11 protein-coding genes and 1 pseudogene are annotated in these 12,481 nt (G+C 47.1%); 1 reads left to right on the top strand and 11 read right to left on the bottom strand.

Annotated elements, in window-relative coordinates:
* Window positions 1–95: 95 nt before the first annotated feature.
* The 8 genes and pseudogenes from QUB16_RS22100 to QUB16_RS22065 form a co-directional block, all read right to left on the bottom strand.
* Window positions 96–296 (bottom strand): hypothetical protein, encoded by a 201-nt coding sequence (locus tag QUB16_RS22100; protein WP_015174854.1) that lies wholly within the window; start codon window positions 294–296, stop codon window positions 96–98.
* A gap of 135 nt (window positions 297–431) precedes the next feature.
* Window positions 432–557: a hypothetical protein gene (locus QUB16_RS22095; RefSeq protein WP_333319406.1), complete on the bottom strand. Its 126-nt coding sequence runs from the start codon at window positions 555–557 to the stop codon at window positions 432–434.
* A 16-nt stretch (window positions 558–573) separates the two neighbouring features.
* A complete protein-coding gene (locus tag QUB16_RS22090) occupies window positions 574–1,935 on the bottom strand; it encodes an FGGY-family carbohydrate kinase (RefSeq protein WP_333319404.1) in 1,362 nt (453 codons plus the stop codon).
* Between the two features lie 56 nt (window positions 1,936–1,991).
* Complete coding sequence (locus QUB16_RS22085) at window positions 1,992–2,201, bottom strand: type II toxin-antitoxin system HicB family antitoxin (RefSeq protein ID WP_265234576.1); 210 nt, start codon at window positions 2,199–2,201, stop codon at window positions 1,992–1,994.
* Window positions 2,202–2,423: 222 nt separating this feature from the next.
* Window positions 2,424–3,824: a serine/threonine-protein kinase gene (locus tag QUB16_RS22080; RefSeq protein WP_333319402.1), complete on the bottom strand. Its 1,401-nt coding sequence runs from the start codon at window positions 3,822–3,824 to the stop codon at window positions 2,424–2,426.
* 349 nt (window positions 3,825–4,173) lie between these two features.
* Entirely contained in the window at window positions 4,174–6,009 is a 1,836-nt protein-coding gene (gene ilvB / locus QUB16_RS22075; protein ID WP_333319399.1) for a biosynthetic-type acetolactate synthase large subunit, read from the bottom strand.
* A gap of 72 nt (window positions 6,010–6,081) precedes the next feature.
* Window positions 6,082–6,255: pseudogene (locus QUB16_RS22070) on the bottom strand (RNA-guided endonuclease TnpB family protein); the annotation flags it as partial.
* Between the two features lie 856 nt (window positions 6,256–7,111).
* Window positions 7,112–8,398: an MFS transporter gene (locus tag QUB16_RS22065; RefSeq protein ID WP_333319397.1), complete on the bottom strand. Its 1,287-nt coding sequence runs from the start codon at window positions 8,396–8,398 to the stop codon at window positions 7,112–7,114.
* A gap of 353 nt (window positions 8,399–8,751) precedes the next feature.
* Between QUB16_RS22065 and QUB16_RS22060 the strand changes: the two genes are divergently transcribed.
* The gene (locus tag QUB16_RS22060; protein ID WP_006633346.1) at window positions 8,752–9,090 is read left to right on the top strand and encodes a P-II family nitrogen regulator; all 339 of its coding nucleotides are present in this window, start codon (window positions 8,752–8,754) and stop codon (window positions 9,088–9,090) included.
* A 156-nt stretch (window positions 9,091–9,246) separates the two neighbouring features.
* Here the strand turns inward: QUB16_RS22060 and rdgB are convergent, their stop codons facing one another.
* From rdgB to QUB16_RS22045, 3 genes are all read right to left on the bottom strand, one after another.
* Entirely contained in the window at window positions 9,247–9,834 is a 588-nt protein-coding gene (rdgB, locus tag QUB16_RS22055) for an RdgB/HAM1 family non-canonical purine NTP pyrophosphatase (RefSeq protein ID WP_333319395.1), read from the bottom strand.
* Between the two features lie 28 nt (window positions 9,835–9,862).
* Window positions 9,863–10,471, bottom strand: coding sequence for a hypothetical protein (locus QUB16_RS22050; protein ID WP_333319393.1), 609 nt, complete (start codon window positions 10,469–10,471; stop codon window positions 9,863–9,865).
* A 166-nt stretch (window positions 10,472–10,637) separates the two neighbouring features.
* On the bottom strand, window positions 10,638–12,065 hold the full coding sequence (locus tag QUB16_RS22045) for a phosphoglucomutase/phosphomannomutase family protein (protein WP_333319391.1): 1,428 nt from the start codon (window positions 12,063–12,065) through the stop codon (window positions 10,638–10,640).
* Window positions 12,066–12,481: the final 416 nt, after the last annotated feature.

Raw genomic sequence — 12,481 nt, 5'->3', positions numbered from 1 at the left:
AGATGCCTGTTCCACAAGAAAATTCACTCTTTGTGGAACAGGCCGAAAAGCCTGTTCATAAAAGACTTATTAACAATGATGCAACATCTCATATCTTATTCGACTACCTGAGATTCCACACGCCTGTATTTACCCGCCAAACGTTCTCGACGTTGGCGGCGGTTGTCAGCTTCAAATATAGCGATTAATTCATCCAGGTTGAGAGTCAAAGCGTCCAACTGTTGGCAGACTTCACGCATCTTTTCAACGTGTCGCTTTCTGGTTTCAGCGTCGGGGATTCTAGGTTGTTGATTCATGGCAAATTCCGGTTGTATCGGAATTAATCTTACCGGAAATCAGGACACGGCAGTGCCGTTTCCCTACCCAGATCAATTGTAGGGAAACGGCACTGCCGTGTCCTCTATATCATTCCGGCGCAGCCGGAATTGATATCATGGCAAATTCCAATCCATTTTGATTTCTCGGATAGTTGCTTCTGAGGCATCGACAATCGCCATGCGTAAGTCCTGATAGAAAAAGTTTAACCTATCCGTGAAGTCGCTTTCTTCAAATCTCAAATCTCAAATCTAAAATCTATTGACTTCCATGCTTCGCCAATAACGCCGTCCCATAAGCAGCCGCAGTATGAATCGGCGTTTCAACAGGCACTTTCAAATAACGCTTTCTAATCGCACTCCAAACCGAATTTTTTGCCCCGCCGCCAGCAGTATAAACTTTTGTCAAAGGAGTTGCACCCAATTCTTGCAATAATTGATATCCCCGCGCTTCAATCCGCGCTATGCTTTCTAGCAAACCGTGCAGAAATTCCACAGAATCAGTGGGACGCGGTTCGAGTCGGGGCGGCAAATTCGGGTCATTAATCGGAAAGCGATCGCCCTTTTTCAACAATGGGTAATAATCCAGCAAACTCTCTTGTTCTGGATCAATTTCTGTGCTATAATTATCCAACTCAGTATCAGTAAAAAAGTGTCGCAGCACCGCACCTCCGGTATTAGAAGCACCTCCAACTAACCACAAATCCCCTGCCAGGGCGGGCACGGGGGCACCGCCCCTACAAAAGGGGGGGAAACGATGACTGTAAATCCCGTATCTAGAATCATCTACGCGGGTATGACTTAACAGTTTGACTGCTAGTGTAGAACCGAGAGAAGTTACTGCTTCCCCCGGAGAATTGACACCGCTTGCTAAAAATGCTGCAATGCTATCGGTTGTGCCAGCACAAATCATACAATCGCGGGGAAAACCGAAGCGATCGCCCACTTGAGCTCTCACTTCCCCCACAGGCGTGCCCGGTGCGACAACTTGTGGCAATTCAGGAGTTGCAGCGCCCGCAATTCCCTCTATCAGCCAATTCGGATAGCACAAAGTATCAACATCGAAACCGAGTTTCAAAGCATTGTGATAGTCGCTAATTCCTAATTTCCCGTGTAGCAGAAATGCCAGCCAGTCAGCTTGATGCAGGAAAACCGTAGGGGCGGTGCCCCCGTGCCCGCCCTCCTGCCACCAGCCGTGCCCGCCCTCCTGCCACCAGCCGTGCCCGCCCTCCTGCCACCACAGGAGTTTTGCCAGACTCGATGTAGCGCTCAATACTGTGTGGTTATCCGGCGCGATCGCCCGCAACCTCTCTGTCACCGCTGCACCGCGCGCATCATTGTATAAAATCGGTTCGCATACTGGTATACCCTCGGTATCGCACAGCATGACAGTGGAGGATGTGCCGTCAAGGGCGATCGCCCTTACCTGATTGCGGATTGCTGGGGGAATTTGCTCGATCGAATCCCACAGCGCATTTTGCCACACCGAGGGCAATTCAGGCTGTTGTTTGCCGTTGTTGGCAAAAGTATATTCTGTCTCACAATGTACTGTACCCTGGGAGTCTATGACAGTCGATCGAGCGCCCGTGGTGCCGAAATCTATTCCCAAATAAAGATTCATTTATAGCAGTTGACAGTTGTTGTAGGGTGTGTCAGCAAGAAACCGGGTTTCTGAGATTATCGCGCTTCGACATATTCACAAAGCGTAGTTGGTTCGGGAATCGGTAAACCTTCCTCTCGCAATCCTTCTAAGTGAAATTCGATCGCTTCTTTAATTTGCTGCTGTATTTCTGCAAGGGTTGCGCCTGTGGCTGCACATCCGGGCAAATCGGGCGCGTAAGCTGAATAGTTATTCGGTGTTTTTTCAATCACAATGGCATAACGCATTAGTTGATACCCACGGGTGGTCAGAAACCGGGTTTTTTTACGAAAATCTTTCGTTGTCACCCACAGATTAGGCCAAAAACCCGGTTTCTTTGGCCTTAGTGGGTAAGTCGTGTAGTCGTGTCTTTGTGAAACCCATCCAATTAGCACGTAATGAAATGACTAAAATCGATAATTTCGTAAAAAAAGATTCGATAAAAAAGACTTGAAAAAAGGCTGAAATTCCTATAAATTACACCTTACAGCTCTTGATGCGAGAGAAGAACCATAACGCCACTTCACACCCAAACCCCGGAACCCACCCCACCATCCGCACAGTTGCCTAGGGAGGTGGCCCACAGGTGCTTGTTTATTATAAGTTAGGTTTTTTGTGTCCAACCAACTGCCTCCTTTTCTCCAACCGACACGATCGCCTAGCTTGCATTCAGTGTCATAATCAACTTTACCGCCTATTTCTAACCAGATTTTTTTCTGGACACTAAAGCCGAAACGATCCTGACTGTATTTTACCCACAATTGGTCGATCGTCCGTAAATCATCGCAAGGAAAATTATCAATTGAGTCAGTATCAAAATAATCTTCCTTCTCCCGTCTCGCAGCTTTCAGCATTACCTTTATTGTTTCCTGATCCGCCTCTTTCCACTTTCCTGCTGCTAATAAATCCCGGAGACGAGTATAGTCAACACCCTGCGCTGATTTAAGCGAGTCTGGTGGCGTTGCTGGTGGAGGTGTTTGAGCTGATAATTGAGGTAATCGAGTACCAATATCCTGCAAAACTTCAGTAGCAGATTGATAACGTTTTTTAATAGCAGGTTGTATCATTTTATCTAAAATCTGACCCAGTTCCGAACTGACAGATGTTTTTAAGTGTTCTCGCCACACCCACTCAAACTCGCTATCATCGAATAAATCTATTGGCTCAACATCAGTTAACAGACACAGACAACTTACACCCAGACTATAAATATCACTAGCATGAACGGCTTTGCCGTTGGCTTGTTCGGGTGCGGTATATCCAGCCGTCCCGATCCGCGTTCCCGTTACTGCTAAAGCCGTTTTTGTCGCATATTTCGCCGCACCAAAGTCAACTAAAACCAGTTGCCCATCTTGTCTGAGAATAATATTGTCGGGCTTGATATCTCGGTGAATGACTTGGCGAGAGTGAATAAACTCAAATACTGGCAGTAAATTCTTAAGCAAGTTGCGTATCTGCGTTTCAGTAAAATATCTCTGAGATTTTAATGCTTGAGCTAAATTTTCACCGTCGATGAACTCTTGGACTAAATACTGGCGTCCATCTTGACTAAAATATGCTAATAATTCTGGAATTTGAGGATGTTTCCCTAACTGTTCTAAGCGTACTGCTTCAAGCTCAAATAACTCAGTAGCTTTCTGGATACTAGAAGTGCCTTGAAATTGGGGGTAAAATTGTTTAATAACGCAGGGAGGTTTTGAGGGTTTATACTCGTCAATAGCTAGAAAAGTGCGCCCAAATCCCCCTTGTCCAATAATTTTTTGGGCTCCGTAGCGATCGCCCAATAGCAGTTTATTGCCGCATTTTTGACAGAATTTTGTATAGCCAGACTGGTTTTGGAATAGGCAATCCGGGTTGAGACACTGGCTCATAAAAGATGCTTAGAGATTAGAGATTAAAGCTCTGGATGCGATGCCAGCGGACATGGTGTTAAATGTGGAACAGCAGAGCCTGGTAAGGACATCCCATTGCCTTTCATCGTGTCAACTTAAGTTTGAAACCTTTGATATCTCTCGCTTTGATCCGAGGCCAGATCCCCCTAAATCCCCCTTAAAAAGGGGAGTAGGGGTTGACTTTAATCGGACTCTTGTCCCCCCCTTCTTAAGGGGAGTAGGGGTTGGCTAGGGGGGATCTGGCCTCGGCGATCAACAGCAGTCTATGACTACGTTTGACCTTAAATTGAGACTCACAGGCACTGCCTAAGTCCCCACTCAAAACTCGTTAAACTTTTGTCCCGCACTCAGGACAAAACTTATTGCTCGAAACATTCTTAGCGCCGCAACTCGGACAATAAACCAACTCCGCAGATTGCAACTTGCTACGTTCGGGCAAACCAACCATTTGAGCGTTGCTCTTACCTGGAACTACCATCGGATAGCAGTTTTCGTCCCTCGTCACCTTGACGTTCATCAGCACCGGGCCCTCGTGAGCGAGCATTTGAGCGATCGCATCTTTGAGTTCCTCCGGTTGCGAAACCAGCATCCCCTTCACGCCATAAGCTTCAGCCAGCATCACAAAATCCGGCATCCCCACAGTCATATTCGACGAGGAATAACGCTCCCCGTAGAAGGCCTGCTGCCACTGCCGCACCATGCCTTGCCAGCCGTTATTTACAATCACAATCTTGACATTAATGCCGTATTGTGTTAGTGTTCCCAGCTCTTGAATATTCATTTGCACGCTAGCATCGCCAGCAATACAAATCACTTGCTCATCGGGCAGCGCCATTTTCGCGCCCATAGCAGCCGGCACCCCGAAACCCATCGTGCCCAAACCAGCGCTCGAAATCCAGCGGCGCGGCCCGTTGTTCAAGAATTGAGCCGACCACATTTGATGTTGACCGACATCTGTTGTGTAGTAAGCATCCGGCGCTTGAGTCGCCAACTCGGAAATCACCTCTTGCGGAGACAAAATGTCTGGGTAATGAGGCACAACTAACGGATAGTCCTGTTTCCACTGATCGATCCTGTGCAGCCATTCCGCAGTCTGTCCGGCCTTCCCCGAAACTCCAGTTTCCCGACAGCGGCGCAGCAAATCGATCAAAACTTGGCGGACATCTCCCACAATTGGCACGTCAGGGCCGCGATTTTTGCCCACTTCCGCCGGATCGATATCGATGTGAATCACCTTAGCGCGCGCGGCAAACTCGTCTAATTTGCCCGTCACGCGATCGTCAAACCTCGCCCCGACAGCAATCAGCAAATCGCACTCGGTAACGGCAAAATTAGCGTAAGCAGTGCCGTGCATCCCCAGCATTTTCACAGACAAAGGATGGTTTTCGTCAAAGGAACCTTTGCCCATCAGGGTTGTCGTCACCGGCAATTGGAAAAGTTCGGCCAGTTCCTTAATTTCCTCGTGGGCCCCCGCCGCGATCGCCCCGCCGCCCACATAAAGCAAAGGACGCTTTGCTTCCTTCAGCAAATAGATTGCTTGATTAATTTGCCGGGGATTTCCCTTCACCGTCGGCCGGTAGCCCGGAATTCTCACCGATCCGGGTTCCACGGGCAGATAGTCAAATTCTTCTAAACCCACATCCTTGGGCACGTCAATCAACACCGGCCCCGGCCGCCCTGTACTCGCGATGTGGAAAGCTTCAGCCACAATTCGCGCCATATCTATCGGGTCGCGCACTACATAAGAATGCTTGACAATTGGCAGGGTAATCCCGTAAATATCTGTTTCCTGAAACGCATCAGTGCCGATCGCCGGACGGGGCACCTGACCGGTAATAATAACCATCGGGATCGAATCCATGTGGGCCGTCGCAATCCCCGTTACCAAATTAGTTGCGCCAGGGCCCGAAGTAGCAAAACAAACCCCAACTTGTCCGGTAGCGCGGGCGTATCCGTCGGCCGCGTGAGCAGCACCTTGCTCGTGTCGCACCAGAATATGTTTGATAGCGCCCGTTTCTTCAGCGCGGTAGAGTTCGTCGTAAAGTGGCAGAATTGCGCCGCCGGGATAACCAAAAATATGCTTTACGCCGTGGCGGATCAAGCTGTCAATCAGAGCAAATCCACCAGTTGCACGTCTGATGGTCACTTTAGTTTTTAGTTGCACAGATTTTCCTTCCTTAAACTAATTATGTTTTTTAATGAAAGCTTTTATAGCTTGTAAAACTATAGTCATCTATTACATGACGTGGGAGGCATGAAGTCCCTCCCCTTTCGCTTTTACTTTGAGCGGATTAACCCGCCTCGGCTGAACTACGCAGCTCCCTATCCCATCGCTAAACGCATTTGGGATTGCTTTTCTCAAAATATTATAAGACCCGTTAGCATCGGCATTAATCATCTGGCTATATGATACTAGCATTGTCTATTGATGTTTACAATCTTAATCATGTTTTATAATACTATAGCCTTTCTCAGAAAGATGAGGTACTCATGGGCATAGGGCATAGGGCATAGGGCATAGGGCATAGGGCATACCTCACCACGCTTGAGAACCGCTATACTTTAATCTCAATAGTCAAACTCTGAAAATTTGACTGCTGATATTTTACAAAAAGTTTGGCGAGCGGGTGGTGTCCGATCGCGAAATGGTGGAACAGTAGAGGCTCAAAAGAAACAGAGGAAATCGCTGTTTCTATGCCGATTTACCGTGATATGACGCTTGTATAGCATTCTTGATACTCCCCACTGATGAATCAGGGGGATTCTTGAATAAGACCACAAAGGGACTTTCAAAGGCGCTATCAATGCGCCTCTACCCACTCAGCATGGACGCATCCAAGCTTTGCGTATACTTTTGGCTTTTTTCGGCTTTCGGAGTCCATCACTTATGCCAGATAGGTACGCTCCACATTTTGATATTTTTTGTCAGTTAAATAGGCTGACTGCTCAAATGCAGTAGTGGCTTACTGTGCCGGAATCTCACCGAAACTAAAATGTTTCAACACGTAGATGGTTATTCTTAGTCGCTGCACTTATCATATCATTGCGACTCCAATTGCGATCCTTCCACGGCGACGGTCGTCGCAGTCGCTTTCCTCCCCATGTCTAAAGCCAGGGGCTTCTCGCTCGTTTTTTGGTGATTCGGCATTCGACAAGAAAAACTAATCGTTTGAGCAATTAAGAACGTCCTAATCATCAGGGCGGTTGCTATGTTATGGATCGATCGCGAAAACCAAGCCCTCTTGCTTCTTCCTTCTTTGCAAAGTTTACAGAACATCCTGCAAGACTTTGCGAGTATGTTTCCAAGCTGCCATGCCCATCACCGAGACCAAAAAGCCCAAACCCAGCAACACGATCCGCAAGCCGAGGTCATCCGAGCCGACGGCTTGGCTGACAGCATCCGTCAGCGGGCCGGTCAGTGCTAAAGGCAAGCTCAGAGCAATATTAATCGCATTGTTCTCCAAGCCAAAAACTTTTCCCTGCATAGATTCTGGAGTTTTTTCTTGAATCAGAGCTTGCATCGGGCCGTTAATTAAGGAAGCCCCAAAACCGAACAGAGCGCTCAATCCGAATCCCACCCATAACAGTCGAGTAAAGGCAAACATTGCTAATACAAAACCCATCATCAAGAAACCGATTAAAGGCAGAGGTTTGTGGTGCATTCGATGACCCCAGTGTCCCAAAAAGGCTGCGCCGAAGACCATTCCGACTCCCGCTGCAGCCAGCAAAAAGCCAAATTGAGTTTCTTTGAGACCTATTTTGCCTGAAAGCGCGATCGCCAGCACCTGAAGCGCCGCAAACACGGAATACAAAATTGTCAACTGCACCATCGCGTTGCTGACAAGGTGATTGTGTTTCAAATACCGCAAACCTTCTTTGAGGTCTTGCCAAGGATGGACGTTTTTGCCACTGCTGCCGGCATGACTTTCTTTGATCCGCATGGTATAGATCAAACCTGCAGATATCAGGTACAGCCCGCCGAGCAAAAACTCTTGAGAAGCTGTTCCGAAGCTGTGTTTGACCCAACTAAACAGCGGTTCGCCGATCGTCATCCCGACAATAATCCCGCCCATTGTGGACGAGGCGAACAGCGCATTTGCTGACATCAGTCCCTCTCGCCCTACGGTCAGGGGGATTGCAGCCTGCTCTGCCGGAGCAAAAAATTGCGTTACGGTAGAGATTAAAAACGTCATCGTCAACAAAACGACAAAAGCTTTGGGCAAAAACGGCAAAGCTACAATCAACGCGGCTCGAATCACGTTGCAGGCAATCAGCATTTGCTTTTTAGAAAAGCGGTCTACGACGATACCGGCGGCCGAACCAAAGACGATCGCCGGCACGGTGTAGGCAATCATCACCGCTGACAGCATAGAATTTTCCTGATTCTGTCCAGGTGTATAACCGCCAGTTTTCACGAGGATAATCAGCAATACGTAAAAGATTTTATCCGCCACTTGGGCCAATAACTGGCCCGTCCACAAGGCGAGGAAGGGGCGATTTCTCAGTAGGGCATCAAGCCCGCTGCGGTCAGGGGGAGGGCTAGCTGGGTGCATAGGAATAGTTTAACTGACCGCCTCTGGCAATTATAGTTTTCAGCAATACGTGCAAATCTCACATAGCAAAGCGGAAACTCGGAAAACTCCTGTCTCCTGGGGTCTTTTTCTGTTTTAGCAGATCGGCGGGGGACGGCTGCTGCAGTCTTCTTAACTCTACCGCGATCGACCGGAGCCGAGATCCCGCGCCCCCGGCAAATCCGAGAATATTGTTAAAGGTTGGCGTGCATTTCATCGCGAGTACAAGATAGGGTAATATACTTGACAAAATACTTGCTGTTGGCCGTGATATTAAAAGATGTCACGCCGCTTAAGTAATATAACGAAGGTACTAACTGTTAGGAGTGAGAAACTTGAAAAAGGTTGAAGCTATTATTCGCCCCTTTAAACTAGACGAAGTGAAAATCGCACTCGTCAATGCTGGTATTGTGGGGATGACTGTTTCTGAAGTTAGAGGTTTTGGCCGTCAGAAGGGCATGACAGAACGCTATCGCGGTTCTGAGTACACCGTTGAGTTCTTGCAAAAGCTCAAGGTCGAGATTGTTGTGGAAAACGATCAGGTTGACATGGTGGTTGATAAAATTATCGCGGCTTCCCGCACGGGCGAGATTGGCGACGGCAAGATTTTCATCTCTCCTGTAGAACAAATTATTCGGATTCGGACTGGGGAAAAGAACTTGGAGGCAATCTAAGATACTGGGGCATTGGGCATTGGCCAAACAGGGCATTGGTAATTGGTCATCGGTAACTAATCATTGCCAACGAAAAACCTCTTTCCTGTTTACTTTTGATACCTAAGTGTCAATATCCAATGCCACAGTTACCCCATGTTTTGGCTTTTTTCTTCATTAGGGGTTGACAATGTTCGCCATTTGTGGTAAAAGAGCGTGGAAGGCTCGGCCGCGGTGAGAGTGCGATCGCTTGATATCCGGTGTCATTTCGGCAAAAGTCTGTTGCTGTGCGGGTACGTAGAAAATGGGGTCATATCCGAAACCTCCCGTACCGCTAGGAGTGTGGAGGATTTCGCCGCGGCAAATTCCTTCTACTTGCAAGGCTATTGTACCGTCGGGACGCGCGATCGCGATCGCGCAAACAAATTGTGCTTCCCGGTTTTGTTCGCTTCCCAATTCTTTGAGAAGTCGAGATATCCTGTCAGCATCGGTTTTCCCGTAGCGCGCGGAGTAAATCCCAGGTTGACCGTCGAGTGCATCTACCATTAAACCAGAATCATCCGCGATCGACCATTTGCCTGTTGCTTTTGCGACTTCAGACGCCTTCAAGCAAGCATTAGCAATAAAAGTTTCGCCTGTTTCCTCGATTTCCAACTCTTCCGGTTTGAGCTCCAATTCCCATCCCAAATCCTGAAGATAAACTTGCATTTCCTTGAGTTTACCCGGATTGCCCGTAGCTACAACTAGCAATTTGCGATCGGTCATTATTTCTGTTAAAACTTACCGATCCATATTAACAAACATATTGGGAAAATGGTTGCAACAAAATTCCCAAAATCTTATCAACCTCTTTAATATAGTATTCAATCGGATCGATATAAACAATAGTTTCCTCCAAAATCAAGAATTTCCAGTTAGTACCCGTCGTCACTGCCCCGTAAATGCGATCGACCTCAGTGTCTTGGTTGTGATTGAAACATTGGGCCGCTACCATTGCAGCCACGCATTGACCCAAACCGCCAATGATATCTTCCTTTTTTGCCTCAAAAATTGTTATAACCGGAGCACTGATGAACAATTGTTCTGAAGAACCGCTAATAATATAGTCGCAAAATCCTTGCAAGCCTCTTTCCGGATCTACAGTAAAATCCTTACCGGAAAAAAGAGAAACTCGTTTGTTTAACAATCGCCTAACTTCTGCTAATATCGGGGCAATCAAAAATTCTGATCGAGCTTTTTCTGTGGAAATAAAAGTTGCTAGCGGTACATAATCAATCAGGATTGTGGTTAAAATTTCTGAAGGTGAAACTGGTTTTGTGTCGGCAAATAAATTGCGGCTTTCATTTAAGGTTAATCCAAAATCTTTTTTGACTCTCGCCAGACTGAAATCGCTGTAAGCCATTTGTTTTTATCCTAAAATTCATCTGATATAGGAATAGTATTTCATTGTGAGTAAGATTTTTTTTTACCGCAGAGGCCGCAGAGGACGCAGAGAAAGATAGATTTGAGATCGTGTCATCCGCGTTCATCTGCGTTCATCTGCGTTTATCTGCGGTGGAAAAGTCCGATTAATTATGCGCCCAAGCTTTCGCCCAGTTTAAGTTTTGCATAACTTCTTTCAATGTAGCTGCTTCTGAATACAGGCGCAACACGGGTTCGGTTCCGCTAAACCGAATTAACAGCCAACTTCCGTCAGCTAAGCGGAATTTATATCCGTCAACTTTGTTGCAATCTACAACTGCTTTGCCGGCGATTTCTGTTAAGGGTTGATTTTGCAGCAGCGACAGCAAACGCGACCTTTCTTCCATGTTTGCTAGGTGCAAGTCGATTCTGTCATACGCTGAGGTAAAGCTTGTTTCTTGTTGCAGTCGGCTGTAAATTTCGCTTAAGTCTTCACCGGATTTGACAACGGCTTCTAACAAGTACAGCGCTGACAGTAAAGCATCTCGTTCGGGGATGTGTGTACCGTAGCCAATTCCTCCTGATTCTTCGCCGCCGACTAAGACTTGGGTGGTTAACATTCGATCGGCTATATACTTGTAACCGATCGGCGTTTCAAATAAAGGCAAGTCGTACAGCTTAGCAATTTTGGGAATTATGTCTGAACCGCTGACTGTTTTGATGACTTCCCCGGTCAAGCCGCGCCGTTTTGCTAAATGTTCGATTAAGATGGGAACGAGGATTTGTGAACTGAGGAAGTTGCCGCTAGAGTCAACGGCTGCAATTCGATCGCTATCTCCGTCAAATACAAATCCGATGGACAAACCAGAACTTTTTCGCTGGTGAGTACGCATCACCCGAAATAACTGCGACAGGTAGCGCGGTAAAGGTTCGGGTGCACCGCCGCCGAACAGCGGATCTCGATCGCTGTTGACTTCATGTACCGGAACTTCTAAAATTTGAGCTAGTCCTCCTGCTGCGGCACCGTGCATTACATCTACAAATACTGTAATTTTGCCGCTGGCGATCGCTTCTTTAATTGCCTCAATATCTACCATTTGCCGCAAGGTTTTGCAGTAAGCCGGCCAAGGATTGAAATTCTCCAATTTGCCGGGAGTTGCTGAAAGTGCCACCGGATTTTCTAGTTTTGCTTCTATCTGTTGAGTAACTTCGGGCGAAACTGAACCGCCAAATCCGCCCTTGACTTTTAACCCTAAATATGCACCGGGATTGTGGCTGGCTGTCAGGACGATCGCACCCAAAGCATTTAATTGTTTGGCAGCTAAACTAAAAGCTGGAGTGGGGGCGTAGGATTCGCTCAGTAACACGTCAAATCCTGCGTTCTGGACTGCCTTAGCCGCTGCGAGGGCAAAATCTTCAGCCAGAAATCGGCGGTCGTAACCGACAATTACAGTACCGCTGCTGCGATCGCTACTGCCGGTTTGTGCGAGAACTTGTGCCGCTAGGGGAGCGACTAACGCTACGCGATCGAATGTAAAATCGTCAGCAATGATGCCGCGCCAGCCATCTGTACCGAATTTAATAGGATGATTCATTGGTCAAAAAGGATTAATCACCCGTCCATTTTAAAAGCTGGACGGGCGATCGTCATCCGATTGCCAATTTTTGATTTAAGATTTTAAAGTTATTGCGAGTTCTGACAATGTTTTGAAGGCGACGTGACGTACCAGTTTTTATTAATCCTTTGTACCTAGCTACTTGCTTGTTGTAGAACTGATTGACGCTTTTAAGTGGTTTAAGCTGTTCAGCATTTAAATAGGGTGTGAGGATTTGGTGAAAGGGAACAGGGAACGGAAAAGGGGGAACAGACAATATGTAATTTAAATGCACGACAGCTTACCATTTATTGCTAACGGTTGGATGGTTGGGTCAATCGATTTTAGATTTTAGATTTTAGATTTTAGAATTGAAGCATTGACTTGCGCGAGATAAATACGTTCGGCAAGTTTCA

Origin of the sequence: Microcoleus sp. D3_18a_C4 (genome assembly GCF_036702415.1) — a bacterium.
In the GTDB taxonomy this organism is placed as follows: domain Bacteria; phylum Cyanobacteriota; class Cyanobacteriia; order Cyanobacteriales; family Microcoleaceae; genus Microcoleus.
This window is presented reverse-complemented; position numbering and strand designations above follow the sequence as displayed.